The organism is Desulfatibacillum aliphaticivorans DSM 15576, from assembly GCF_000429905.1.
Taxonomy (GTDB): Bacteria; Desulfobacterota; Desulfobacteria; order Desulfobacterales; family Desulfatibacillaceae; genus Desulfatibacillum; species Desulfatibacillum aliphaticivorans.
Genome location: NZ_AUCT01000041.1, coordinates 19,979 through 44,839, shown reverse-complemented (window position 1 = coordinate 44,839; position 24,861 = coordinate 19,979). Strand labels below are relative to the sequence as shown.

Here is a 24,861-nt window from a genome sequence, read left to right as displayed (position 1 = left end):
CCAATATGCGTTGAACCAGTGGAAATATCTGGGCGTCTATCTGGAACAGGGATATCTGAAGCCGGACAACAATGCGGCGGAAAACGCGATTCGGCCTTTTGTGGTGGGCCGGAAGAATTGGCTTTTTGCGGGATCGCCCCGGGGCGCGGAAGCCAGCGCGTTGTTCTTCAGCCTGATCGAGACGGCCAAGGCCAACGGCCTGGAGCCCTTTGCCTATCTGAAAGTTTTATTTGAAAGACTCCCCCTGGCGACCTCCCGGAAAGACTACCAAGCTCTCCTGCCATCCCCGGATTTTAACCTTTCCAACAATTGATTTTTACCCAACCGGGTACTTCACTGGACGCTTACCTTCATCCAAGTTGACCTTTTTCTGTTGGGCAATAAGCCCCTCAAGGTCTTTTTGGAGCTTTTCATGCGGATCAGGTACGTCCTGGGTGATTTCCTCTTCGATTTCTGCATTGACATAGTTTTCAGTCATGTTGCTTCCTCCATATTGTCGATGCTATCAAAGTCGCTTTTCCAGCCGGCTTCCACTTCCTTAAGCCGATCCTTGGTGATTTCGCCGTTCTCCCGTAAAAAAGCGTCTACAAAGGAACAGATGGCGAACCAGTCGCAGTTGGAGATAATGGTTAACAGTCCCTCCTGGTCGATCTCGCCTTCCACGACCCATAGTTGTTTTTTATGCTTGAACTTGAAACGGACGGCCTCTTCTGTTGTTTCCAGGGAATCAAGCAACTCCGGTTTGAAATTCCAGGTCCCACCGCGAGGGCGCGCCTTGATGGAGAAATACCGGTAGCGGTTCTCCATCGTTTCGATGTCTGTTGCTTTCATGTTTTTTTGTCCTTTCTTGAAAATAAAAGGGCCGCCGGTTTCCCGACAGCCCCTTGGCTTCGTTAGTTTGTTGAGGTCCGTGCATCACGTTGGGATGCTATGGCAATTCGTCGCAGTTTTCAGGATGCTGAATCGCTTCATAACGAACAGCTCTGTGAAACGGCTCAACAGTCTGTTCAATAGTCACCAGGCACTCACGCCCGATCAATTGATTTGAGTCGTATTTGTCGTTTGGGGCCAAGCCCATAGCTTGAATCGCTTTTTTCATAGCCATCATGGACTCTTGGTTGTCTCGCCAAAAGGATGTGACAAAATCCTCGCCAGCATACTTACCTTCACGAACCCTCCACTGGAAATAGTAGGCAAATTGCTTGTCCTCGCCCACTTCTTTTCCAGCCACATTTTTCAGCTCAGCCTCGTAGGTACCGCTTGGCAGATACACCTTCTCCGTTTTGGGAATTTCAATTTTCATTGTCTTTTTCCTCCCGTGTGGTGACAAAGACTTCCAGCATCACCATCAGTTCCTTGGTTTTGGTTTGGCCTTTGACCGTGCAGTTGGCTTCGAAGGCTAGCAGGGCGCCCCGATCTCCTGAGGCATCCCAATGGATGTCTTTAATGTGAAGAGGCAGATCGTCATCCAGATTCAGGCTTTTGACGTCAGGGTGCTCCATCATGGACCTGGCCAAGGCGTCCGCCAATTGAGAAGCCGCTGTAGTCACTTCTGTTCCTGGTTGATGGTTGAAGGCGATAGTTTTTTCTTTCATCTTGTTTTACCTTTCTGAGTTCGTATGAACTCGGCGATTAGGATTAAAAAAAGGGCTGCAAGCCCAATGCTCACAGCCCCAAGGTCAGGGACAAAAAAAGGCCGCCAGGATTTCCTGACAGCCGTCCGATTGCATCAGTTTTTATTATTTTGTCGTTAGGTCATAAGCGTCTCCTCCTTTACTTCCTGAGCATCAAATAGGACCACGGCTCCCCAGGTTGGCGCGACGGCATCACCTTCATGTTGGAAGAGACCAGGGAGAGTTTTGGTCAGAAGTTCTGAGTCGGAACTAATGGCCTCCATATCCCCGTTCCTATGAATCCGGAGGTCAACGGGCGGTAGCGGAGAAGGCCCGCCGTATAATAAATTGATGTATGTACAGTCGGGATTCTTGCTGATCTCCATCCATCGGGAGCCATCAAGGCATATTTTCGTCCGGCGATCATGCAACTTGCCGGTGATGCGGTAGGCTTCAGGAACGTATGATTCATTCATCGTGTGCCTCCTTATAGGCGTCAATGTGATTTTCAAAGTCCGTCGCTATCGTATCATCCTCGACCCAACCATCCACGATATCCAAGTGGCTTCTATGTATAGGAAAGCCCTGAAAGGCAAGGAATCTTATGAAAAAGTTGCGCCCAGCGATCTCATCATTGGAATAAACAAGGATATTCCGGTTCTTCCAAATCTGAAGTTGAACGATATAATCCTGTTCTGGCCTGAAAACCCAGAAAATACTTATCATACCATCGATGAATTCCACGTTGGCGCCATCGAAACTATTTGGAGGCACCTCTACTCCGCGACGATATGTATTTGTCGAAATCTGGTACACGGAGATGGATTCTGGGTATTTCCGCGTCGGGACATATTGTGACAAGAGGTCGTATTCCTTCAGTTCGTGAGCCTGCTCATCCTCGTCAACGGTTGGCATGGGGTTGACTGTCCGCCTTACCAAACTCTCGAAGTCTTTGTCCCGGACAATGCGTTCTTTGATGCTTTCGAACAAAGAGCGCCCATAGCCCTCTCTGCCGAGAAAGACCCTGGAAAAGAACAGCATGCCGAGCCATTTGTGATTGGAAAGAACTCGGATGTTGAGATTCGGGTCTATGATAGCCTGTACCAAGGCGTTATCTTCTTCGAAATGATATTCCACCTTGATAGTGGGCTTAACTTCTTCCAGGGATATCTCGGCCTCTTTGAGTGGCTGCGTGTTGAGGGTTAAGGCGTCATCCTTAGGACGGGCGACGATTTCATGGGTTTTGATTTGCATAAAAACCTCCTTTGAAAAAAGAAAAGGCCGACGCATGTTCGTCGACCTCAAATATAAGTGTTTTGCCGATTGATCATTCCTCCAAAATTATACGTTCATAGGCATCACCTCCTTTCGGGAACAAAAAAGGCCGCCGGGGATTGCCGACAGCCTTGATTGGAAAAAACGCATCTGCTGCGTTTTTTTGATGCGCACGAGCATTCTTTTTACCTATGTTTACCCCTTAATTTTTTGCCCAAATTTTGCCCAAATTGGCAAAAAGCCATCGGTAATAAGGGGTAAGCAAAGTGAAATCAGCGAAAGATAGATAGTTGTTAACATTTTGTAAATAAAGTAAATTTACTTACTTTATGTTACCGTTGGTTCTTCTGGGAAAATGGCCCGACCTAACTCTTAATCAGAAGGTTGAAGGTTCGATTCCTTCACGGCCCACTTTAAAATCAATAGGTTACGTCAACTCCGGCGTAGCCTTTTTTTATTGGCTAAGCTCCCGGCAAGCGTCGGGCGTAAAAAAAGGCGTTGGAATTGCTTCCAACGCCTTTTTTGTCATTTCATGGCGGGCTTTTACCAAAGACCTCACTAAAAGTCGGAGCGCGCCCGCCTGTTTACGTCCAGGGGGCGCCCCTTTTTAAAGCCCTGCTGCTTTTTGCAATGCAAAGCAAGCCTCAGCTGTTCCGATCCGGTTATCGTCATTCACGTCCGCGTCTGCGAACACAGGCTCATCTGGCACATTGCCGCTTGCTATCTGAAGGGCGATCACCGCGTCCGCCAAATTCACGGAATTATTATGGTTAATATCCCCGGGCGCGGCGGCTGCGTTCCTTCTGGTGAATTGCGAGATATCCAGGACGGCGACATTGGCCTCGGTCCCAAAGCCGCATAGCGCAAACACAAGATCGCCGGACATCTCAATCTCGCCGATGCGGCTGTCCGAGACGTTGTCGATGTCGGCCAGCCATTCAGGGGCGGCGGGGTCGCTTAAGTCCAGAATGTTGACGCTGTTGTCTACCAGGACGGAAGCCAATTGGGCTTCCATGGCGAGCCCTTCGACGAATCCCGGAAAGCCCCCCACGACTTGGGGCGCGGCCGGCGTCGATACATCAAAGGCTGTGAGAACGCCGTCGGCTCCGTCCCGCACTCCCAGGTACAGCAAATTTCCGGATATGTGCATGGAAGGGGGCCAGATGAGTTCTACAACTACCTCTCCGATTTTTTGGGGCGCTGCGGGATTGGAAACGTCGATGATTTGCACGGCGCTGCCCCACAGGGTTGCGTATACTCGGCCGCCGGAGACGATAACGTTTCCCAGGCCTCCCACGCCCTCGTTGTCGTAGGTTCCCTTATACTCCGGGGCGGCGGGATCGGAAATATCCACCACCTGCAGATTGCCGGGGCTGTCGGCAAAGGCCAGAACGGACTCGCTTATGTCAAATCCCTGAATCCAACCCTCGCCGCTGGCGTAGGTTCCCAAGCCTTGAGGGGTGTTCGGGTTGCTTACGCCGATAAAATGGAAAACTCCGTCCCCGTTGGCGATGCAGGCCAGATTTCCGTTTACGGAGAGGCCGTAAATTCCCTGGAAACCCCCGTCGTAAGATCGGGCGGGAACCGGGTTTTCAGGGGCCGCCGTATTAAAAATTTTCAAAGCGCCCTCAACGCCGTCGATCAGATAGAGATAATCTCCCGAGACCGCCATGGCCTCAATCCCACCGTCCAGGGAAATCCGGGATTCAACCATCAGGTATTCCTTGAGGTTGGACAGCCCGTCCCTGTCTGCGTCCAAAAGGGCGTCGTCAACAGCGGGGTTGAATCCCGAATCCCTTTCCCACTTGTCGGGCATGCCGTCGCCGTCGGAGTCCCGGCTGTCCGGGCGCGTGGCAATGCGGAATTCCAGAAAATCATTGAGCCCGTCATTGTCGTAATCTCCCTCGCCGTCCCGCGACGTTCCGCCGAAATACAGGATTTCCCAGCTGTCGTCCATCCAGTCTCCGTCCGCGTCCGACTCCGTGGGGCCCAGCGCAAGGACCGGCGCCGGCTCGTATTCGGCTGTCTTGGTTCCGGTCCCCAGTTGGCCGTATTGATTGGTTCCCCATGACCACAGGGAGCCGTCGGATTTTTGGGCGAGGCAGAAATTCGCCCCGGCGTCCACGGCGATCCAGTCCTTGGCCTCGCCCACGGGCACGGGAATGTTTTCAGGGGCGTATTCTATGCCGGAGGGCTGGAAGTGGGACAAGGAGCCCCAGGACCACAGGGAGTTGTCTCCGCCGATGGCGACCGTTGATGCGCTGCCGCAGGACGCGGCCAGCCAGATGTCGTAGGGGGCGATCTGGGTCGCAGACCATCTTTTCAGGGAGGTTTCTCCGTCGCCGATTTGGCCGCTGTAATTGTCCCCCCACAGGTACAGGGCGCCGTCTGAGGTCAAGGACGCATTGGTGGTATTTCCGGCGTCAATGAACTGGTTTCCGTAAGTGAGCGCTTTCCATTCGTACTCCGTGCCTTGGGAGGGCGCCAGGGCCTCCTGAAACGTGGTCGTTCCCAACTGGCCGTAATAGTTGTTGCCCCAGGTCCAGACGGAGCCGTCCATCTTTATGGCCGCTCCATGGACGGACCCTGCGGCGGCGCACAGCCAGTCGTTGTCCGTCCCTACCTGCACCGGGGCCGATTGGTTTTCCTTGGACCCCAGGCCCAATTGCCCGCCGTTGTTCAGGCCCCACGCCCAAAGGGTTCCATCCGTCTTGACCGCCAGGACGTGATTCTGCCCTGCTCCTATGGAAGCCCATTCCTCACTGACGCCCACCCGGGCGGGTTCGTGCCTGTTTTCGGCGTCTCCAAGGCCCAACTGTCCGTAATAGTTTTGCCCCCATGCCCACAGGGAGCCATCTGACTTGATCGCCATGCTGAAATAATTGCCGGCGGCGACAACCCGCCAATCGGAATCCTCGCCGATGCGGACGGGTTTTGCGCGGTTCTCCGTGGATCCGTCTCCCAACTGGCCCGCGTTGTTTGCTCCCCAAGCCCACAGGCTTCCGTCAGGCGCAATGGCCAGGGCGTGCTCGGCGCCGGCGGCGAAAGAGGCAGAGGGGGATTTCGTCTGCAGGGCTCCGGAAGTGCTGCTGCTTATTCCCGGGCCTCTGGAGCGCCAAAGCGTATGCTTGGTGATGGATGTGGCGCCGCTGGTGTGAACGAGCGACCACAGGGAATGATCGTGAGTGAAAAATTGCCCCCTGACTTTGCTGGGCGCTTCCACGGACTGCCACGTAATCCCGTCCTCCGAAGTCCAGGCCTCAAAGGATTTGTACGGATCAACATGGCTGGTTCCGCCCAAAAGCCACAGACGGCCGTCCAGGGACGCCAGCCCAGCGCCGTACCGGGAGTCCCACGCGGGGGCGTCTGTTTCCAGGGTCCAGTTAACGCCGTCGGGGGAGCTCCATACGTCCCGGTAGGTCGTCCATCCGGATTGAGAATCATTGTGGTCGCCGCCCATAATCCAGAGTTTGTCCTCGAAAACCGCGGCGCTCATGCCGGTGGGGTATCTTAAAGGCCAGGGCGCCGAGGCCGTCGCCTGGGTCCAGGAAATTCCGTCAGAGGAGGACCACACGTCGTTTTTGGCTTCGTATACTCCGGTTTGTTCGTTATAAACATATCCGCCCACCAGCCACAATTTGCCGCCCATGGACAAAAGCCGGCCGTTCCTGCGCTGGCCGAAAGGCGCATTATCCGTTGCGCGGGACCAGTACAGGCCGTTGTCCGACACCCACACGTCCGCATGCCGGGCCGTCACCAACCCGGGGTTTTCAGGATCTTCGGTCCATCCTCCGAGCAGCCACAAACGGTCGTTATGGACTGCAAGGGAAAAGGCGGTTCTGGGCGCCCAGAGAGGCTGGCTGGCTTCCCGCGTCCATTGCAGGCCGTTTTTGGACGTCCAGGCTTCGTGCACGGCCTTAACGGCGCCGGAGACTTCCTCGGTTTCGTATCTGGCCAGCGCTACAATGCGGTTGCGAAAGGAAATGGCGTGGGTGAAATAGTACCAGTCATCGGTCTCGGCGGCGTCGCCGAGATCATCCGCCATTTTCTCCCAATCCACCCCAAGCTGCATGGGCGGCGGGGAAAGCGATTCCGGAGGCGCGTCCCGAGGGTAATCCGCCGGATCGGCCGGGTCCGTCCCCGCCTCAACTTCTTCCAGGTCCGTAAAACCGTCTTCGTCCGTATCCGCGGACAGGGGGCTGCTTCCTACGGCCTGTTCCTGGGCGTTGGTAAGTCCGTCTCCGTCGTTGTCCCCGGCGCCGTCAAAATCCTGGGTCGGGTCCAGGCCGTAAAAGGTTTCCCAGTCGTCCCCGCAGCCGTCTCCGTCCGTATCCTCCGTCACATAGACGGTCGCGGTTAAGGTGTATTCGCCGGCCACGGAAAAAGTCACGGTCTGGGCTCCCGCCTGGTTGTAAGGCCCCGGGTAAAAGGAGGCCAGCCCCTCAGCGTCGCTGCTGCGGACAGCCTCGCCCTGGAGGATGGTTTCGTCATAATCCTGGGAGATGGGCGCGCCTGCAACAGGGTCGCCGTCCGAATCCGTCACCCGGACCACCAGGGGCGTTGTGATGGTCCGGCCCACGGGAATGGTGTAGCTGGCCGGGGACACGCGTTGAATGACAAGCTCTCCGTAGCCGCCCGCGAGCTTGGCCGCAACCCAATCCGCTGCGTTTGGTATGCCCTGGCGGATCTGGTCGAGGGTCAGGTATCCGAATGGCTCCAAATAGGGACGGCTATGGTATTTCAAAAAACGCACGGACGTGAATTCATCCACCAGGGTTTGATTTTCCGGCAGAATCACAAAACTTTCGCCCGCATTGAACCCGCTGCCCACGTTGTACAGCGGCGGGCGCAGTTCGTGATGGGCGAAGGTCAGGTTGTCGGTAACGGACCAGATTTCCTCCGTCAACTGGGCGAATCGTCTCCATGCCGTCTGGCCCAGGGATTGGATGTAATCCACATGGGGGGCGATTTGCGTTTCAACATCGGGCGGGCTGGAGTGGTAATACACGGTGTCCACGTGCTGCCACATATAATTGTCCAGGATTTCCAGAGAGTCGAAAAGGTATCCGTAATAACCCGCTCCCAAAAATACGTCATCCTCCCCGAATTTGTAATCCAGCATCTCCTGCGCCGCCGCCTGCTTGCCCGCAATGGCGTCGTTAAAGGCAAGCATCCGGTTGATGGAATAGGCGAGGGCGTCCGCTTGATTGCCTATTTCCGTGGCCTGATCGCCGGCTTCGTCCGCTTCAAAGGCGAATTGCTCCACTTCCCGTTCAAAATATTGGATAATGGCTTCGGTCTCCAGAATGGATACGCCGTCCTCGGCCAGGTACACCCGGGCTGACAATCCCGCCACATCCGCATCCGAGACCGTGAACTTTTCGTCGAATTCCACAGTGGGAACCGTGTCCGCATGATCCGCCATGAATTGCCGGTATGCATCGGCCTTGCCTTGAAGCGCGGACAAATTCCAGGCCAGGGACTCGATCTCGCTCTGCGCGGAGGCGGCAGCGCCTGCAAAGCGGTTGGCCTCGCTGCGGATGGCATTGAGGTTTTCCAGCATGATGTTCTGGCTCTGGCGCGGCAGCACAAACACCTGGTAGGGCTGGCGGGGGTCCGTAGTGGACAGCAGGTCTTCCCATTCCCGGTAGCTCATGCTGGCCCGGGCGGCCTGGGAAGCCTTTGAATAGGTTGCCACAAGGCTGGAAAGGCGCGAAGGATAATCAATGACCACCTCGTGCCAGTCCGCGGACAGGGCGCCGGTTTGCGAGGGCGCCACGGCCGGACCGGTTGCAGCGCCCAGCGCCGTTTGATATTCGGTCTTCCATGCTCTGGGGTCGGTCCAGGTCAACTCCAAGTTTTCGGGAATGGGGTCATGGCTGGAGCAGTCCGACAGAGCCACAGGCGATCCGTAGGATATGGCCATGTAGTCCGTCAGAATGGATATCAGCTCCTGCCGCCATTCCTCTCCCAGGGCGTTCAACTGCTGGATGTTGTTTTCCCTGGGAGTTGTCAGGCTTTCCTCCCAGGCGTCATACCAGTCATTGAAATCGTTCCAGGCCTGCGTGTCGTCCGCCGTGGGCGTCAATGCATTATAAGCCGCCTGGGCCTCGGCGTATAATTCGCTGATGATTGTCTCGCCGCTTTCCCAGGGGAGCTCGGCTCCGTCCAGTCCGTCTTCAACCACGGCAAGCTCGGCGCTGTACGGCGAGCCGTCAAAGGTCGCCTGCTGCGCGGGGGGGAGAGGCATGGACAGGCCGCGCTGGATGCTGTCCAGGGCCATGGGCATGGCCGCCTCGATGCGCTCCACCTCCGGGACCAGAACATTGATTCCCTGGCGTATGGTGCGCAATTCGCGAAAAAGCGTCACAACATTATTTTTCAGGCTGATCAACCGGTTCAGAAGTTGTCCGGAAGCCTCCAGCTTGGTGAAATTCACCTGGATGTTGGCCGCGTCCTCCTCCACCTGGGCCTGAAGATCAATCAGGTTCTTGGGCGCCATTAAAGGGTTGTCCTTGACGGTATCTACAATACCCTTGCTCAGGTTGACCATGCCGGTGAGAATGGAAAACAAAGTCTGAAGTTTTTTCAGCCCAAGTTGTATCCTGGCCTCGTCAATTTTTCCCAGTAACTGCTTGTATTGAGCCCTGCTGTCATCCATCCTGTCCTGGTAGTAGGAAACTTTCAGCTCATCGGGAAGGGGATTCAGGCTTATGGGCGTGTATGTCGGATCGGACTTGCGTTCGTCCCAAATGTAATAAGCCCAGCTTGAGGCTCTTTCCAGGTTGCGGGCGGTGGCCGCCAATTGCTCCTTGGCCTGGGCGTAGCTTCCGGATTGCACTGCGGTCGTTGCTTGAGCCATGAGATTATTGACATTGTCTATGCTTCCATCAATCCCGGTCCAATTGTCTGCGGATAAGGGCGCGGCCCAGAGCAAAAAGAAAAGCATCGTCAAGGATGCGAGGGGCCGCTGGCCAATCTTTAAAACTCCAAATTTCATAAAACCACCTTCCTTGATCATCCCCAAAGTGCTAAAATGAAACCATATATCATTGTACTGGCAAAAAGCCTGACTAAGGCCCGGCCTCGGCGCCTACGGGAATACCGCCTAAGAATAGCTCCGAGTCAATGTTTGGAATGAATATGGTTGATGAAAAACAGCGCCCTTCAATACCCTCATTTTATACAAAGGTCAAACAAAATGGAGGCCGGGCGCCGGCGGGCCGGACCGCTTTTACGCGGCGAGTGCGCAAATCCTATGACGCGCCAATTTTCAAGCCTAAATCTTGTTTTTGGGCGCGTGCGTAATCACGCATCCGGCGCGTATCGCCTGTTCCGAAAAATTTGCCATGGCGCTTTCCTTCACGATTTGATAACAGCATAAGAATAACCCCCACTATCCAGCAAGGAGGAGTGACCATGGATATTCAATCAGTGAAAGTCGCATACTTTTCCCCCACAGGAACCTCTAAAACAGTCGCCCAGGCGGTCGCCCAGGGCATTGGCCTGAATAATGTGGAGCAGATAGACATCACGCAGCCCGGCGCCAGGGAGCAGCCCTTGAAGGTCGCCTCCAACGATTTGCTGGTGGCCGCCGTGCCCGTTTACGCAGGCCGGGTTCCGGGCCTTTTAATGGGGTGGCTTCAATCCATAGAGGCGGATAACTCCCCCTGCGTTTGCATCGCCGTATACGGCAACCGGGAGTTTGACGACGCGTTGCTGGAATTGAAGGAGACCCTGGAAAAGCAAGGCTGCAAGGCTGTCGCCGGCGCCGGCTACATTGGAGAGCATTCCTTTTCGGCGGAAGACACGCCCATCGCCGTTTCCCGCCCCGACGAAGACGACCTGAAACACGCCCAGGCCTTTGGCGCCAAGATCAAGGAAAAGCTGGACTCCCTGGCTTCCGCGGACCGGATTCCCGCCCTGGAAGTTCCGGGAAACCATCCCTACAAAGAGATGGTGGGAGGAATATCCGCCGATTTTATCGAGGTGAGCGAAGCCTGCACCCAATGCGGAATTTGCGAGGACCTGTGCCCGACCAACGCCATTGACTACGAGAACGACGTCATGGTGGACGTTGACTCTTGCATCCGCTGCTGCGCCTGCATCAAAGGATGCCCGGAGAACGCCCGGAGCATGAAAGCCAGCAAGGTCAAGGAGATCGCCAAGTGGCTCGCAGACAACTGCAAGGAGCCCAAGCAGCCGGTGAACTTCCTTTAATAAGCCCCAACCAAGACGATCCAATAAAAACCCCCTCGCCGCTTTTCGGCGAGGGGGTTTTCATTATCGATACTGAATTCAATTAATTATGGCAGCCTGACGTTACACCTCCGCTCCGGCCAAAAATCCCTGGTGGATGGCTTCCATGGCCCGGCCGATGGCCTTGGCGTCGCCCACCACCTTAAAGGGAACGCCTTTTTCCTCCAGCCAGACGCCGAGCGGGTTATGGCGTTGCGATCCGGCAGCCAGCACGATGGTGTCGGCGGCGATGTCCTTTTTTCCGTCCGGAGTTTGCACCTTAAGCCCGTTTTCCGTGACGGCCAGGGCTTTTGTCTGGGTGCGAAGCTGGATGCCCGCGGTCTTCACGTCCTCCATCATGGCCCACCGGGTGGATTTGCCGAAGTCTCTGCCCACGGCGTCCTCCATCTCCAGGACAATGACCTGCTTGGTTCCCTTGGTGGCCAGGTCGTAGAGGTCTTCCACGGGTTCAGCCTTGTGCACCAGGAGGAACTTGAGCACTTCCGGCGACAAGGTTCCTTTTTCCGCCAGGAAGAGGGCGGTTTCGATTCCCACGGCGCCGCCGCCAACAATGACCACCCGGCGGCCGGTGCGGGCCTTGCCGGCCAGGACGTCCCAGGCCTGAACCACGTCCGCCTCTTCAATGCCTTCGATGGGCAGGGGCATGGGCGTCGCGCCGGACGCTATGATGACTTCATCGGGCGCTTCCTGTTCGATCAAGGCCTGATCCACGGGCGTTTCCAGGTAAGTATTAACCCCATGGATTTCGGCCTGCCGGGCGAGGTCTGCAGCCAGTTCGATGAATTCCTCCCGTCCTGGAGGCGCGCCGGCCAAAAGAAGCTGTCCGCCCAGCACGCCGGATTGTTCGTACAGGGAAACCTGGTGGCCCCGGCGCGCGGCTGCGGTTGCCGCCGCAAGTCCGGCCGGGCCTCCCCCGACAACCAAGATCTTTTTAGGCGCCGCCGCAGGCTGCAGGCAGCGGGATTCTTCGTAGCCCGCCTGGGGGTTGCACAGGCATTCCACTGGGGCCAGGGCCGCCACGTGGTCGAAGCATCCCTGGGCGCAGGCGATGCAGTGGACGATATCTCCGTCTTTTCCTGTACGGGCCTTCTCCGGCAGATAGGGATCGGCGATGAGGGCGCGGCCCATGGCGACCATGTCGCACATGCTGTCGGAAAGCATGTTCCGGGCGGTTTCCGGATCGTTGATGCGGTGGCTGGCGATCACGGGCACGTCCACGGATTCCTTGATGCCCCGGGAAAGGTAGGCGAAGGCCCCTCTGGGCACCTCGGCCAGGATTTGCGGCACCCTGGCTTCGTGCCAGCCCACGTTGACGCAAAGCCCGTCTACGCCTTGTTCCACCAGGCGGCGGGCGAAAAGGATCAATTGGTCGCGGCGCAGCCCTCCGGGCATGAACTCGTTGCCGTTGATGCGGAACATCAGGGGATAGTCCGGTCCCACGGCGGCTTTGACGGCCCGGGCCACTTCCAGGCCGAAGCGCATGCGGTTTTCAAAGGCGCCGCCGTATTCGTCGGAGCGCTGGTTCGTGACTTTGGAAAGAAACTCGCTGATCAAATAGCCGGTGCCAGCCAGGATTTCCACGCCGTTGTATCCGGCCTCCACGCCGCGCAACGCCGCCGACGCAAAGTCCTTGACCGTCTGTTTAATCTCGCCGAACTCCATTTCCCGGGGCGTTTCCCTGGTCAGGCGAGAGGGCACGGCCGAGGGCGCCACGGGCTGTTTGCCGCCCAAGAGCATGGAGTGATTGTACCTGCCTGCGTGGTTAAGCTGCAGGATGGCCCTGGCGCCGTTTTCCCGGATGGCGCCGGAAAGTCTTTTCAGGCCCGGGATGAAGTCGTCGGAGTGGGCGCCCAGACAGCCGGGGTTTCCCGCCAGTTCATTGACCGTGGAATACCCCACGGCGATCATGCCGGCGCCGCCTTTGGCCCTTTCCGCATAAAAGGCGATCATCCGGTCCTGGGGGATGAAATCAGTCGTCATATTCAGGTGCATGGCCGGAAGGTAGATCCTGTTTTTCACGTCCATGCCGTTAATGGTAATAGGCTCAAACAAAGGGTCTTTCATGTCGCCTCCTGGGTCAGGTGCTCAAAAGGTTGTAGAAAGCGGGGGGAATGCTTGCATAGGATTTATTATAGGGCGCCTTCCGTGTCAATCTTTAGCTGGCGTTCAAGAAGTTGAGATTTTGGCGCCGCCGTGGTAAATAATCCGTGCGGCTTTGCGCCGGTCCAAGGCGGGTTTCGACTCGGGATTCAAGGCCGTAGACAGCGTTTATCCGCGGGCTTCGGAAGTAAGTCCAAACATTTATGTAATAAACAATTGCTTGCAAGGAATGGGTTTTTGGGCTACGCTGAAATCCAAGCCGCCCCTGTGGACGCGGGTCTTCCAAGACCGCCGGAATATGTTGCTTCCTGCGGCGCCTACAGACGCCCGGTTAACCAAAGCATTAATAATGTTCTTGTATGGGTTTTCATCCGCCCGCAATACACCCGGCTTTTTTCGGGATAAAGATGTCCATCCCGCATAACGGCCAAAGGCTCCTCCTTGTGTATGGGAGCCAGGCTCATTGCCAGACATTGCAGGATATTAAGCTCTATGCCTTCTTCCCTTCATAAACGGCGCTCTCCAATAAAGAATGAAGTCCAAAACACGCTTTCGCTGGTGCAAAGTTTGGTTTTTGGCGTGCCGTTTTTGTGCATGTTGTATCTGCAATACAAGGGAATCATCCAGGTGACCACCTGGATGGTGCTTGTCATGGCGTTCAGCCTTTTGCTGATTCTCGCCGGGTTCATGATTTTAAGCCGATTCTTCGCCAGAGTTTCCGAATTTTCCGCCATGGTTAAAAAGGCCGCCGAGGGGCAGGCCACGGTCTTCGCCTACCAGGATTCGGCGGGGGAGTTGCGGGAAGTCGCCGGCGCCTTTAACGAAGTGCTTAAAAAAATGGAATCGGCCAACACGGAGTTGTCCCGGAAGGTTCAAGGCCTTTCCATCATGAAGGAACTGCTGAACTCCGTGGATCAATGCGACAGCATGGAAAGCCTCATGAATCTCCTGCTTGAAAAATCCATGCGCCTTTCCGGAGCGGAAATCGGCTCGGTTTTTTCCTACGATCCCCACACAAAAAATCTCGTCCTTGTCCGGTATCAGGGGCCGGGCGCGCCGCCGCCGCCGGATTTTCCCGTGGATGAAACCTCGCCTGTGCTTAGCCAGGTTCTTAAAACCAAAAAGAATCTGGTGGTTCGGGATATCGAGGAAGATCCCCGGGTGGAAAAGCCCAACAATCCCAAGTACGGCCCGCCGTCGTTCATCAGCATGCCGGTTTTCGCAGGCAAGTATTTCACCGGAGTGCTGAATCTGGCCGGGAAATCCGATAATCAGCCCTTTGATGAGGAAGATGAACAATTGTTGAGCCTGGTGGTGGGCGAGATGGGCTTCGCCTTGCAAAACACCCTGCTCCAGAACCTGTACGACGCCCAGGTGCGTGAGTCGGACCGGCACAAGAATCTGTATCAGGAGGAGCTGGATATCCGCAAAAGACTGGAGTCCGAGCGGAACCAATTGTCCAGCCAGATGGTCCATGCGCAGAAAATGCAGGCCATCGGCACCCTGGCCGGGGGGATCGCCCATGACTTCAACAATTTGTTGATGGCGATCCAGGGCAACGTCTCCCTGATGCTGCTCACATCCTCGCCCCATGAAGACAGCTATGAGCGGTTGAAAAGCATTGAGAAACAAGTTTCCAGCGGGTCCAAGCTCACCGGGCAATTGTTGGGGTTCGCCCGGAAAGGCCGGCTGGAATGGAAGCCCATCCAGTTGAACCGGATCGTCCGGGATTCCTGTGAAACATTCGCCAGAACCAGGAAGGACGTCTCCGTCACCCTGAATCTGGCGGCCGACCTGTTTCCCGTGAGAGCGGATCAGGCGCAGATGGAGCAGGTTTTGTGGAACCTGTTCATCAATGCTTCGGACGCCATGCCTGAGGGCGGAGGCCTTTCCCTGACCACCTGCAACGTGACCCATCAGGATATTGTGGGTATGAAAAAAGCGGTCAAGGCGGGCAAATACGTGCATTTGCGCCTTACGGACACCGGAACCGGCATCCCGCCCAAGATCATGGACCGGATTTTCGAGCCCTTTTTCACCACCAAGGAAATCGGCAAAGGCACCGGGCTGGGCCTGGCATCGGTCTACGGCGTGGTCAAGGGGCACGGCGGCTACGTCAACGCTACTTCCGAACTGGGATCCGGCACCACGTTTCGGGTGTATCTGCCGGCCTCCGACGCCGAAGCCCCGGCGGCGGCGCCTCCGGCCCGTGATCCCATTCCCGGAACCGGCTCCATACTGCTGGTGGACGACGAAGAGTCCGTCCTTAAGGTGGGCGGAGAAATGCTTTCCAGCCTGGGGTATAAGGTTTACTCCGCAAGCTCGGGCAAGCAGGCTGTAAATATGCTCAAATCCGGCCTGGACGACATTGACGTGCTTATACTGGACTTGGTTATGCCCGGCCTGAGCGGCGTGGCCACCTATGATTTGATCAAGGAAGTCAACCCCGGCGTCAAGGTGCTGCTTTCCAGCGGCTTTGACCAAAAGGACGCCTCCGCGGATCTGTTGAAGCGGGGATGCATGGGCTTCATTCAAAAGCCTTTTTCCATCAATTTTCTGTCGGAAGTGATCCACAACATCATGAAAACGGAAAAGCCCTGATCTCTCTCCTAATTTTTTCCCCTGTTGACAAAGTTTTAAAACCCATTAAAATGGCCGCCAAACGCCCAGGCCTGCGCACGGGTCCGGAAAGGGCGTTTATTGTTATGTGCGAAAGGAATTAACATGAGCCAAGATACCCCAAAAGCCCAACTGGAGCCTTTGCAGCTTACCATAAACAGCCGGTTTCAATTCCGTTGCGGACCGGACCTGGAATGCTTTACCAAATGCTGCAGGGGCATTGATATTGTCCTGACCCCTTATGACATTATCCGCATGAAAAAACGCCTGGACCTGGATTCCGAGCAGTTTTTGGCCATCTACACCCGGCCGGAACTTCTGGAAAAGACCGACCTGCCGGTGCCAGTGCTTAGAATGCTGGAAGATGAAGAAGGCCAGGAAGACAACCCGCCTTGCCCCTTTGTCCGGGAAGAAGGCTGCATCATCTACGAAGACCGCCCGGCTGCATGCCGGTACTACCCCCTGGGGCACGCCACCATGCGGCCCAAGGAAGGGGATGCAACCGAGGAATTCTTCTTTTTCGTCAAGGAGCCCCATTGCAAGGGCTTTGAAGTGGAAAAAGAATGGTCCGTCGCGGAATGGCGCAAAGACCAGGGCGTGGAAGCGCACGATGAGATCAACGAAGGCTGGAACGAGCTGGTTGTCCGCAAACGCTCGTTTCCGCCCAATATCAAGATCACCGAGCCCGCCAAGAAGATGTTTTACATGGCCTGCTACAACCTGGATCAATTCCGCAGGTTTGTGTTTGAAAGCACCTTCCTCACCCTCCATCCTCTGGACGAGAAAACCATAGAGGCTATCAAAACGGACGATGTGGCCCTGCTTAAGGTGGGGACCGAATGGCTGAAAGGCGCCCTGTTCGCCCAGGGCTCCATGAAAGTCAGCGAGGACCAGGCCCAAAAGCGCGTCTTCAACAAATAAACCGGGTCGTCAGATTCAATAATCAAAACCCAAAGGCCGATTCGCTTTTAAGCGACTCGGCCTTTTTGCGCTGGCAACCTCCACACTCAATCAGCGCCTATTGAGAATTGATTGAACCTCATTTATAGTATGTTGCCAAAAATACGAGAAATAGTATGACTCCGGTCAAGGCAAGGGGAAATGATGATGAATAGAATGTCGGTTGCTTTGATGGTTCTTTTTGGGATGTTGTGTGTAACGTCATGCATGCCGAGAAATGATCGTGTTTTACCCAACGGATTGCATTGGCCAAAACATCCCAAATTTTCGGTAAGTCCTAAACTCATTGGGGACAGTTCTCCATTGGATTTTGATGCGGTATATTTCCATGTAACTGAACATAGGGGATCTGACTCGGGAGCAACGTACACCTGTTTTCGTTTTTGGAAAGATGGTCGAGTGTTGTCAAGATTCTCTCACGAGTTGCCGACGTCTGAGTTTATTGAAGATTTTACAACCGGCAGAATTGGTTATTATGAACTCAATGGTTCAACAATTATAGTTGAAACATTTGTTCCCGATTCTGGGGTTGTGAATTGGGGTTACTTCAGGAGGGAGGGAACTATTGAGGGCGATGAAATTGTCTTTTACAGGTCAGAGATGCGAAAGGAAATTCATGAATACAGGACTGTTTATTAACGCCTGAATCTTGGAAAATTAACACGGCAAGCCGATTGGTGATTGAGTGACTTCAGGGGACTCTCTTAAGACAGTTGCCACGGCGACATCCTTCAAAAAAGCCGGGAACTCAATCATGGGAAAAATGGAAAAGTTTATTAATTGCGTTGCGGCCGTTTGAGCGTACGGACGGCTATGGCGCGTTTTAGGGGGCTTCTGTGCCGGGCGGACCAGGAGGCCTGCCCCGTGTCATAGGAGAAGCACCAGGCGGACTTTTCGCCCTTATACTCGGAGGCCCAGACGGTGTATTCGGTGATTTGGATCAAGGGGCTGATGTTGTGATCGCCTAGTCCTTCTTCGTAAAGCGTTTCCAGTTCCTTGATGGTGGGCATGCGCCAGCCGCCGTTGAACTGGGCCGCGTAATGAGCCCAGCGTTTGGCGTCGTGCCAGTTGGCGTCAATATCCGGCGCCGGCCACCATTCCAGGCCGGTTTTGGAGTCTAAAACGACCCTGCTTTCGTACAGGGTGAATCTGGGATCATTTTTTACAACATCGCCTTGGGCCGAAGCCAAAGCCGCGCCTGCTGCAAGGAAAATGATCGTGAGAAGCGCAAACGGCCTCATGGGTCTGATTCTCCTGCCGGATCGGGTGGAAGGGGTTAGATTCCTTCGACAAAGGCGTGAACCGTTACCACGGCCAGGACAACGTAAATAATCGCTATCATGATCCGCAGTCCGTCCTTGTCCTCAGAATCGACGACATCCCTCCACAAGCCCTGATTCCATTCTCCTGCGTACTTCCACGCTTTAGGGGCCAGGCCTATCAAGGCCAGATCTCCCAGTCTGGCGCCGATAAACACAGCCTTGTTCAGAATAATCATGCCGTTGAACTCGCCGTTAGCGCCCATTAGCGCCGCGGACTTGAACAGCCCTTCTCCTTCAACGGCTCCGGAAATGATGAAGAGAAGATCAAACGCGCCAAGAACGGCCAATCCGACAATGGCCCACCGCTTAAGATTCCACGCTCCGCTGGCCATGATCAGGTAAGGCAGGGACAAGATCAGGCATTTCCACAACATGGCGGGTTGGGGGCTTGCCGGCTCCAGGAAAAACCATACGCTGGATTTAAGCAAGGCGATCCAGCCGAGCGCCCAGACAAACCAGGGGAAGTCTTCATAGGAACGCCATGCGGGGGCGAATTTAAAAGGAGGAAAATGTTTCTGAGTTGCGCCTGCCATGTTTATAACCTTATGTTTTGTTCAAGTGCAAATGAATCCACGAAGACTAAATACCCCTTGGGCGCCGCGAAGTCAACGCCTCGGAACAGGTTTTGGCAGGGAAAATCAAGCCCGGTTGTGGGAGATGGAGCCCCAAGGGGAGGCCAAAACCGGCCTCCCCTGAAACGGGCTTAGTTGACTGCGTCTTTAAGAGCTTTGCCGGGATTGAACTTGGGCACGTTGCGTGCGGGAATGTCCAAGGCCTCGCCGGTCCTGGGGTTGCGGCCTTTGCGGGCCTGCCTTTTGTCCACTTTAAAGGTTCCGAAGCCGACCAAAGTCACGGCGTCGTCCTTTTTCAGGGCTTCCGAAATGGTGGCGAATACGCAATCCACTGCGGCTTGGGCGTCTTTTTTGGTTCCTAAAACCTTGGCTACTTCTTCGATCAGGTCTGCTTTGTTCATGTAATGCTCCTTTCGTGCTGGTGTGTTATGGGGCCAAAAAAAACTACATTTTTGTTTTTGAAATTCCTGTATATGCCCGTCCTGCGCCCCTTGACGGTGTTTTTCCGTTGGGACGCGATTCTCCATAATACCGTGTAATGCCCTTGACTTGGCAGTCAGGGCGTACCTGGGTCGATCCCCCAAAATCAATTTGTGACGGTGGAAGGGCGTTCCGCCCCTGCTGCGCATAGAACATAGTAAGGTTGACGCCTGTGTCCAGGCATCCCAACCTGCAGCATAATACGGCTTACATCCGGTGATAAGTAAGTTGTTTAATCCAGGGGCCGCATTTATCAGACCCAACCGGGTTTTGCAACATAAAAATTCAGAAATAACAATAGTGACGGGCTTTCCCCGTATTTTACTAACGCGCCGCCAGCTTTTTTCCTCCGTATCGCATGGGTAGAACTATAGTCGCGGCACAAAGAACCAGGACAAGGCCGAAAGAGATCGCCGTCCAGGTCCAGGCGGCGTCCGAAACAGCCTTTCCGCGCAACCCGGCGTACACCACGGAATACACCGGACCGGACTCCAAAATAACCACCAGCCCCGTGAATAAGGCGCTGAGAATCATGAATAAAAGCCCACCGTAGCTGGTGACCGTCTGGGCCGGATTCTCCGACTGAAAATCGGGATAAGCCGCGCCCAACCCCACGGCCAGAGAGACAATGCCCGGCGCCATGAACAGCAAAGTCAACGATGACATCCACATCATGAAGGGCGTGACGTGCAGCAAAATATTCGTGGCTATAATCAGCACCTGAGACATGATCGTCAAAGGAACCACATAAACGGCGAATTTGATCCAAAGCACTGTTTTAAGGGAAACCGGGGCGCTTTGCAGTATCCAAAAGGCGCTTTTTTCCTGCGACACGGCGGGAAAGGCGAACCGGGCCGCAATGGACGTAAGCACAAAAGCCGCCAGGGCCATGTTCAGAAACGAAAAAAGGTTTTGCAGGTACACTGTTTTAATGGGCGCCTTTTCCAACGGCAGCACCTTAAAATTATACAGGTAGATGGCTACCAGCGCAGCGACCAGGAAAATTTGGGACCACTGGGTGGAGTCCCGCATGAAAATTTTGATTTCTTTGGTCATAATGGCCCGTTTGGGGCCCTTTAAAAAGCCAAACAGCCTCCGACCCTGGTAATGCCGCCTTTCCGGCTCGATTTGCTTGCCTGTGCGGGTGATCTGGGCTTTGGTAACCCCCTTAAAATAGACCAGCCCGGAAAAAAGAAAGGCGATAAAAACAAGGCCGCCGGCCGCGCTGTACGCCGTGGCGTTATGAAACAGGGCCTCGCCGTAATTCCCGTGAATCACAGCGGTCATGGAGTCGAAAGCCCACGTGGAAGGCAGCCAGTCCGCCGCAGGCGTCTGCAAGCTGGCTATATACTCGGACACGGAAAAAGCCGCGTCAGGGTCCACCAGCCGCTCCGGCCTGAGCATGCGAACAAGAAAATACAGGCCCACAAAAAGCCCCATGCCGACAAATATCAGCATGCCCCTCAGCCGGTTGGCCGGCAGGGCCACAACCACAGCCATTACCGCCAGGGTGGAGATAATGGACGCGGACACGCAAAAGGGAATCAGGACCAGGATCATGTTCAGGTAAAACAGGGCGCCCTGTTGGTATACGATTCCATACGAAAAAAAGGCCGGCGTGGCGTAAACCAGCACCATCCAGGAGGAGTCGAACGCGGCTTCCATCCATCGCGCCAGGAAGATCTGCCTATGGTCCACCGGATAGCTGAAAACCAGATGCAGGTCCCGGCTGAGATACAGCTTGGACAAGGAGGCTATGATGGAACTGAACAACAGCAGGGCGAAAAAGGTGAGGAACACCATGGACAGCAGCTTTTCCGCCAAGATGTCTCCAAATTCCTCAACCCCCTGGAAGTACGTGAGGATGCGAAAAAAAATATAAAAAATCCCTAACCAGAACGCCAGCCCGAAAAGCGCAAACAACAACGCCCGATACTTGCTGCCCTTGCCGTCATCAAGTTCGTTATACCGTTTCAGGCCGATTACCCTGGGCCGAATCAAGGTTGCGGTCTTGAACATGTCAGGAGGCCTCCTCGGTCAGGCGCAGGAATACGGCCTCCAGGTCCTCCCTGTCCACCCTGGCCTGCTCCACCAAATCCTTGGTCGTACCCGTGGCTATCACCTTGCCTTTATGGATCACCCCCACGCGGTGGCATATGTCCTGGGCCACTTCCAGAGTGTGGGTGGAGACGAAAACCGTCATGCCTTCCCTTGCAAGCCGCTTGATCATATCCTTGACCAGACGGATGGCCCGGGGGTCCAGCCCCACCATGGGTTCGTCCACAATCAGCACTTTGGGGTCGTGTATCAGGGCCGCGCTCATGATCAGACGCTGGCGCATGCCGTGGGAGTAGGAGTCAATCAATTCCCCTGCCCAGTCCCAAAGGGAAAAGGTTTTGAGGATGCTTTCGGCCTTGTCGAAAAAGCCGTTATTGTTCATGCCGTAGAGGTCCGCCGTAAAACGCAAAAACTCCATGCCCGTCAACTTGCCGTAAAGATAAGGCCGGTCCGGGATAAAGCCGATGTCCTGCTTGCCCTGTTCGGGGTCTTTGAGCATGTCGATTCCGTTGATCACAACGCTTCCCGAGGTGGGCGCAATCAAACCGCCCATCATGCGGATGGTCGTGGTCTTGCCGGCGCCGTTGGGGCCGATAAATCCGAAAACCTCGCCTTCCTCGACTTTCAAATTCAGATTATCGACGGCCATGATCCTGCCGTATCTTTTCGTCAGGCCGGAAAGTTCAATCATTTTTTTTGCTCCAATACTTCAATCGTCAGACGGCCGATCAAGCCGGCCACTTCCAACTGCACGTCATATCCGCCCTGGGCGAACTGCAAATGCGCAGCGTCCACCGGGAACTGCCCCACCGTGGCGTCTCCCGTAATCCATTGTCCGTTTACGTAAAAGGAGTTCCAGGCATGGAATCCAAATACGCCGTCCACATAGTACAGGCCCATGTTCACCTGGGCGGGAACGCCTACTGCCCGGGCCAGGGCCGCCATTAGCATGGCGTGCTCGCCGCAATCCCCCTTGCGGGTGCGCAGGGTTTCCAGCGCCTGGGGCATGCTCAGGACCGGCGTTTTTTCCAACTCCTCGTATCCCCACTGGATGATTTTCCGGACTTTTTCTTGGGGCGCGTCATTCTCATTCACGATTTTATGAGCCAGTTCCACCACTTCGGGATGGTTCGACTGGATAAAAGAGTCCGAGCCTAAAAAGGCCGGATCGCCCGTGTAGGGAACTTCCAAGCCGGGATCGGGCAGCGGCTCCACCTTCACGGTCAACACGCCGTCCTCAAATGTCTGCCGGCCCTGATTCAGTTTCTCTGCAAAATGATCGGCGCCCGTCACTCTCACCTTGAGCATCTTCAGCTTCTGGGGCGACATCAAAGGCGTGTCCACGGGAACGGCCGCCAGGGCGAAAAGGTCGTCGCCTTTTTCAAAACTCGTCTCTTCCATGGCCAGGTCTCTGGTGGTTTTCTCCAACCGGAGGCCCATCAAACCCTCTTGGGCGAGCATCTCTCCGTCTTCGGATATCCAGGTGGTCTGGGTCTGGCCCATAAAGGCCATCTCCAGCTTTTTCGCGGGAATGGTTTCCCCCAGGATTTTAATGGAGTCCGGGCCGACCATCTTGATTGCCACCTTGTAATTGGTCATGGTGGCCGGGTCGAAGATGGGATACGCGGCCTTTTCGCCGGGCTTCAGTTCCCGCAAGGCTTTAAGGTGCATCAGGCCTGCGTCGATCAGGGGAGGGCTTTCCATAGGGAATTCCATGACTTGCCTGGCTTCCCCTACTCCGGTTTCCACTTTCAGGACGTCCCCGTCCATCCAGGCCTTGGCGTCAAAAGATCCTAGGTCGGATTTCATCTTAAAGCCCATGGACCGCAACGTCATATCCGGATTCAAGTGGGCGCCGGAGGTCAACGTGGTTTTCTGGACGGTCCCCAGGGCGTTGAGCTCCATATAAGCCGTCTCCTTGGCAAGCCATCCGTCATCGGTTTTAATAAAGGAGGAATCCACATACCCGATCTTTTTGCCGTTCTGCAGGATGTCCATAAAGGTCCGGGAGTCGTCCTGAAATCCGCGCTCCACGTCCAGGAAATTTTCAGGAACCTCGACCTCTTTGTCAAAATAGCCTACTCGAATGGAAAAAAGCGCCGCAAAAATCAGAATGAAAGCCAATCCGGCGACCCACGTCCAACGATTTTTCATTTTACCTCACAGGTTTAGGAAAACAGTTAAGGCCGGAGCCTATTTACGGAATATAGGGGGCATTCCAAGGCTGTCAAGCTGCTATCATAATCATAACAAACTATTATCTGCTAAGGCGAGGTTTTTCGCCCCGAAGGCGCCCTGCCGTACGCTGCAAACAGAATCGCTCCCAGCAAGGCCATGGCGCCGCTGGCGGCGAAAGCCATGCCCCCGCCAAGGCGTTCGAACAAATAGCCGCTCAGGAACAATCCGGCCATCATGCCCAGGCCGTAAGTCATGGAATTGTTGACCGCCTGCCCGGCCGTCCTGGCCTGGGGCGGAATAAGCTGCTCGATGTATACGATGCTGGCAATATGAAAGCTGCCGTAGGTGAAAGCGTGCAGAACCTGCACCATGCAAAGGGCGACGGGGGATAAAGTCCAGGCGGTCAGGCCCCAGCGCATGGCCGCAATGCACAGGGAGAAAAACAAAAGCCTCCGGGGATGAAACCGTCCCAGGATCCGGCCCGAGTTGATCATGACTCCCATCTCGGCGGCGGAGGCCAGAGCCCATGCAAAGCCTATGAAGGTGGAGGAATAGCCCGCTTTTTCCAGGTGGATGGAAAAAAAGCCGTAATAGGTTCCATGGCTGGCCAGCATCAGGAAGGCGCAAACCTGGAAAATCACCACGGGTTTGGAAAAAAAATAGCCCAGGGCGTTTATCCGTTCCTGGGGAGCGGAAGGAGCGGGAGCTTCGGGCATGAGGGCGCTGATCAGGGCCTGTACAGCCGCGCCGGCCAGGATCAAACCCAAAATGACGGAAACCCCGAAAGTCTCCACCACCTTGCCCATGACAAGGGCCATGGCCACAAAGGCGATGGTGCCCCACACCCTCACGCGGCCGTACTGATTCCTTTTCGGCCCCAGAATTTCCATGGAAAAAGCTTCGATGAACGAAATAATGGGCGCGTAAAACAGGGAATATACGACGGTTATGGCCAGCACAGGCAGGAATTCCGTGCTCAAAAAATACAAGGAGAACAGGGCGGCGCTGCACACGTTGCACAGGACGAAAATGGCCTTTCTTTTGCCGCTTCTGTCCGCCAGCACCCCCCATAACAGGGGCATGACCACCACTGCGGCGGAGCGAATGCCCGCAATCACGCCTATCCGGATGCCGTCAAAGCCCAGGTGGTCCAGGTAGAGGTTGAAATAGGGCAGCACAATCCCGAAGACTCCAAAATACAAAAAATAATGGAGCGACAGGATGGTCCTGGGCTTAATAAGGTTGTCTTTCCCTGGCATATAGGCTGCTTTTAAGTATTGGCGCGGCTTTTTTCCGCCGGCGTTTTCCGAATTTCCGCCCGGAATATAACACGGAACAGCCGTTTGGGTCATCAATAGTAACAATCTTCAAACAAGTCCATGTTATTTCAAGCCGAAAAACAACGTCTTTCGTGTAGAATGGCTG

The 24,861-nt window shown here is 55.2% G+C and carries 20 protein-coding genes; 5 read left to right on the top strand and 15 right to left on the bottom strand.

Annotated features, from left to right (window positions below; all coding sequences use genetic code 11):
• Positions 1–313, top strand: a 313-nt coding sequence (locus tag G491_RS0124995) for an IS66 family transposase (RefSeq protein ID WP_028316480.1), incomplete at its 5' end; no start/stop codon positions are given.
• Positions 314–316: 3 nt separating this feature from the next.
• On the opposite strand, the gene G491_RS35680 is transcribed toward G491_RS0124995, so the two are convergent.
• The 7 genes from G491_RS35680 to G491_RS34610 form a co-directional block, all read right to left on the bottom strand.
• Complete coding sequence (locus tag G491_RS35680; protein ID WP_157468562.1) at positions 317–478, bottom strand: hypothetical protein; 162 nt, start codon at positions 476–478, stop codon at positions 317–319.
• Positions 475–831, bottom strand: coding sequence for a hypothetical protein (locus G491_RS0124985; protein WP_028316479.1), 357 nt, complete (start codon positions 829–831; stop codon positions 475–477). Before G491_RS0124985 ends, G491_RS35680 begins: the two co-directional genes overlap by 4 nt.
• 97 nt (positions 832–928) lie before the next feature.
• Complete coding sequence (locus G491_RS0124980; protein ID WP_028316478.1) at positions 929–1,303, bottom strand: hypothetical protein; 375 nt, start codon at positions 1,301–1,303, stop codon at positions 929–931.
• A complete protein-coding gene (locus tag G491_RS0124975) occupies positions 1,293–1,595 on the bottom strand; it encodes a hypothetical protein (protein WP_028316477.1) in 303 nt (100 codons plus the stop codon). Before G491_RS0124975 ends, G491_RS0124980 begins: the two co-directional genes overlap by 11 nt.
• Before the next feature lie 155 nt (positions 1,596–1,750).
• Positions 1,751–2,089, bottom strand: a complete 339-nt coding sequence (locus G491_RS0124970; RefSeq protein WP_028316476.1) for a hypothetical protein — start codon at positions 2,087–2,089, stop codon at positions 1,751–1,753.
• Positions 2,082–2,867 (bottom strand): hypothetical protein, encoded by a 786-nt coding sequence (locus G491_RS0124965; protein ID WP_028316475.1) that lies wholly within the window; start codon positions 2,865–2,867, stop codon positions 2,082–2,084. Before G491_RS0124965 ends, G491_RS0124970 begins: the two co-directional genes overlap by 8 nt.
• 628 nt (positions 2,868–3,495) lie before the next feature.
• Positions 3,496–9,888 carry a hypothetical protein gene (locus tag G491_RS34610; protein ID WP_051327516.1) on the bottom strand — a complete coding sequence of 2,131 codons (6,393 nt, stop codon included), beginning with the start codon at positions 9,886–9,888 and terminating at the stop codon, positions 3,496–3,498.
• Positions 9,889–10,307: 419 nt separating this feature from the next.
• On the opposite strand from G491_RS34610, the gene G491_RS0124950 reads away from it, so the two are divergent.
• The gene (locus tag G491_RS0124950; protein ID WP_028316474.1) at positions 10,308–11,108 is read left to right on the top strand and encodes an EFR1 family ferrodoxin; all 801 of its coding nucleotides are present in this window, start codon (positions 10,308–10,310) and stop codon (positions 11,106–11,108) included.
• A 102-nt stretch (positions 11,109–11,210) separates the two neighbouring features.
• On the opposite strand, the gene G491_RS0124945 is transcribed toward G491_RS0124950, so the two are convergent.
• Positions 11,211–13,211 carry an oxidoreductase gene (locus G491_RS0124945; RefSeq protein ID WP_028316473.1) on the bottom strand — a complete coding sequence of 667 codons (2,001 nt, stop codon included), beginning with the start codon at positions 13,209–13,211 and terminating at the stop codon, positions 11,211–11,213.
• Positions 13,212–13,841: 630 nt separating this feature from the next.
• On the opposite strand from G491_RS0124945, the gene G491_RS34605 reads away from it, so the two are divergent.
• The 3 genes from G491_RS34605 to G491_RS35675 all read left to right on the top strand — a co-directional run bounded on the left by G491_RS34605 (position 13,842) and on the right by G491_RS35675 (position 17,465).
• Positions 13,842–15,848 (top strand): GAF domain-containing hybrid sensor histidine kinase/response regulator, encoded by a 2,007-nt coding sequence (locus G491_RS34605; RefSeq protein ID WP_169829518.1) that lies wholly within the window; start codon positions 13,842–13,844, stop codon positions 15,846–15,848.
• A gap of 123 nt (positions 15,849–15,971) precedes the next feature.
• A complete protein-coding gene (locus tag G491_RS0124930; protein WP_028316472.1) occupies positions 15,972–16,787 on the top strand; it encodes a YkgJ family cysteine cluster protein in 816 nt (271 codons plus the stop codon).
• Positions 16,788–16,967: 180 nt separating this feature from the next.
• The gene (locus tag G491_RS35675; RefSeq protein WP_157468560.1) at positions 16,968–17,465 is read left to right on the top strand and encodes a hypothetical protein; all 498 of its coding nucleotides are present in this window, start codon (positions 16,968–16,970) and stop codon (positions 17,463–17,465) included.
• 137 nt (positions 17,466–17,602) lie between these two features.
• Here the strand turns inward: G491_RS35675 and G491_RS0124925 are convergent, their stop codons facing one another.
• The 7 genes from G491_RS0124925 to G491_RS0124895 form a co-directional block, all read right to left on the bottom strand.
• Positions 17,603–18,067, bottom strand: coding sequence for an Lcl domain-containing protein (locus G491_RS0124925; RefSeq protein ID WP_028316471.1), 465 nt, complete (start codon positions 18,065–18,067; stop codon positions 17,603–17,605).
• A gap of 35 nt (positions 18,068–18,102) precedes the next feature.
• Positions 18,103–18,681: a hypothetical protein gene (locus G491_RS0124920; RefSeq protein ID WP_028316470.1), complete on the bottom strand. Its 579-nt coding sequence runs from the start codon at positions 18,679–18,681 to the stop codon at positions 18,103–18,105.
• A 170-nt stretch (positions 18,682–18,851) separates the two neighbouring features.
• The gene (locus G491_RS0124915; RefSeq protein WP_015947648.1) at positions 18,852–19,121 is read right to left on the bottom strand and encodes an HU family DNA-binding protein; all 270 of its coding nucleotides are present in this window, start codon (positions 19,119–19,121) and stop codon (positions 18,852–18,854) included.
• Between the two features lie 403 nt (positions 19,122–19,524).
• Positions 19,525–21,219 carry a putative ABC transporter permease subunit gene (locus tag G491_RS0124910; RefSeq protein WP_028316469.1) on the bottom strand — a complete coding sequence of 565 codons (1,695 nt, stop codon included), beginning with the start codon at positions 21,217–21,219 and terminating at the stop codon, positions 19,525–19,527.
• A 1-nt stretch (position 21,220) separates the two neighbouring features.
• A complete protein-coding gene (locus G491_RS0124905; protein ID WP_028316468.1) occupies positions 21,221–21,949 on the bottom strand; it encodes an ABC transporter ATP-binding protein in 729 nt (242 codons plus the stop codon).
• Positions 21,946–23,412, bottom strand: coding sequence for a transglutaminase-like domain-containing protein (locus G491_RS0124900; protein ID WP_028316467.1), 1,467 nt, complete (start codon positions 23,410–23,412; stop codon positions 21,946–21,948). Before G491_RS0124900 ends, G491_RS0124905 begins: the two co-directional genes overlap by 4 nt.
• 110 nt (positions 23,413–23,522) lie before the next feature.
• Positions 23,523–24,695 (bottom strand): MFS transporter, encoded by a 1,173-nt coding sequence (locus tag G491_RS0124895; RefSeq protein WP_028316466.1) that lies wholly within the window; start codon positions 24,693–24,695, stop codon positions 23,523–23,525.
• Between the last annotated feature and the right edge of the window lie 166 nt (positions 24,696–24,861).

Coding starts and splice junctions, on each gene's coding strand:
- G491_RS35680 (WP_157468562.1), bottom strand. CDS start 478: ATGACTGAAAACTATGTCAATGCAGAAATCGAAGAGGAAATCACCCAG.
- G491_RS0124985 (WP_028316479.1), bottom strand. CDS start 831: ATGAAAGCAACAGACATCGAAACGATGGAGAACCGCTACCGGTATTTC.
- G491_RS0124980 (WP_028316478.1), bottom strand. CDS start 1,303: ATGAAAATTGAAATTCCCAAAACGGAGAAGGTGTATCTGCCAAGCGGT.
- G491_RS0124975 (WP_028316477.1), bottom strand. CDS start 1,595: ATGAAAGAAAAAACTATCGCCTTCAACCATCAACCAGGAACAGAAGTG.
- G491_RS0124970 (WP_028316476.1), bottom strand. CDS start 2,089: ATGAATGAATCATACGTTCCTGAAGCCTACCGCATCACCGGCAAGTTG.
- G491_RS0124965 (WP_028316475.1), bottom strand. CDS start 2,867: ATGCAAATCAAAACCCATGAAATCGTCGCCCGTCCTAAGGATGACGCC.
- G491_RS34610 (WP_051327516.1), bottom strand. CDS start 9,888: ATGAAATTTGGAGTTTTAAAGATTGGCCAGCGGCCCCTCGCATCCTTG.
- G491_RS0124950 (WP_028316474.1), top strand. CDS start 10,308: ATGGATATTCAATCAGTGAAAGTCGCATACTTTTCCCCCACAGGAACC.
- G491_RS0124945 (WP_028316473.1), bottom strand. CDS start 13,211: ATGAAAGACCCTTTGTTTGAGCCTATTACCATTAACGGCATGGACGTG.
- G491_RS34605 (WP_169829518.1), top strand. CDS start 13,842: ATGTTGTATCTGCAATACAAGGGAATCATCCAGGTGACCACCTGGATG.
- G491_RS0124930 (WP_028316472.1), top strand. CDS start 15,972: ATGAGCCAAGATACCCCAAAAGCCCAACTGGAGCCTTTGCAGCTTACC.
- G491_RS35675 (WP_157468560.1), top strand. CDS start 16,968: ATGATGATGAATAGAATGTCGGTTGCTTTGATGGTTCTTTTTGGGATG.
- G491_RS0124925 (WP_028316471.1), bottom strand. CDS start 18,067: ATGAGGCCGTTTGCGCTTCTCACGATCATTTTCCTTGCAGCAGGCGCG.
- G491_RS0124920 (WP_028316470.1), bottom strand. CDS start 18,681: ATGGCAGGCGCAACTCAGAAACATTTTCCTCCTTTTAAATTCGCCCCC.
- G491_RS0124915 (WP_015947648.1), bottom strand. CDS start 19,121: ATGAACAAAGCAGACCTGATCGAAGAAGTAGCCAAGGTTTTAGGAACC.
- G491_RS0124910 (WP_028316469.1), bottom strand. CDS start 21,219: ATGTTCAAGACCGCAACCTTGATTCGGCCCAGGGTAATCGGCCTGAAA.
- G491_RS0124905 (WP_028316468.1), bottom strand. CDS start 21,949: ATGATTGAACTTTCCGGCCTGACGAAAAGATACGGCAGGATCATGGCC.
- G491_RS0124900 (WP_028316467.1), bottom strand. CDS start 23,412: ATGAAAAATCGTTGGACGTGGGTCGCCGGATTGGCTTTCATTCTGATT.
- G491_RS0124895 (WP_028316466.1), bottom strand. CDS start 24,695: ATGCCAGGGAAAGACAACCTTATTAAGCCCAGGACCATCCTGTCGCTC.